Source organism: Brucella tritici (genome assembly GCF_008932295.1).
In the GTDB taxonomy this organism is placed as follows: Bacteria; Pseudomonadota; Alphaproteobacteria; order Rhizobiales; family Rhizobiaceae; genus Brucella; species Brucella tritici.
In genome coordinates this window covers 1-219 of sequence record NZ_WBWA01000147.1, presented here as the reverse complement: position 1 = coordinate 219, position 219 = coordinate 1, and the positions used below count along the sequence as shown (strand labels likewise).

The window sequence follows — 219 nt, the reverse complement described above, 5'->3', positions numbered from 1 at the left end:
CTTCGCCGTCGCCGCCGCCGTTCCAGTTGTAACGCAGTTCGGTGAAGGTCTTCAGAGTACCGAGTTCGGTTTCCGAAGCGGTCGAGAAGCGGAGCGTTGCACGAGCAAGCTTGCCCCAGGTGTCACGGTCCAGATCGCCAGGCGTACGAGCATAAACGCGGTCACCGCCGGTTGCGTCGTAACGAACATAACCATGGATACGCAGGCAGGTTTCGGTGC

At 60.3% G+C, this 219-nt stretch carries 2 pseudogenes; one reads left to right on the top strand and one right to left on the bottom strand.

Annotation, left to right across the window (positions count from 1 at the left end):
• Nucleotides 1-76: pseudogene (locus F9K91_RS26855) on the top strand (hypothetical protein); the annotation flags it as partial.
• On the opposite strand, the pseudogene F9K91_RS26850 reads toward F9K91_RS26855, so the two are convergent.
• Nucleotides 71-199, bottom strand: a pseudogene (locus F9K91_RS26850) (porin); the annotation flags it as partial. The pseudogenes F9K91_RS26855 and F9K91_RS26850 sit on opposite strands and share 6 nt — an antisense overlap.
• Nucleotides 200-219 lie beyond the last annotated feature (20 nt).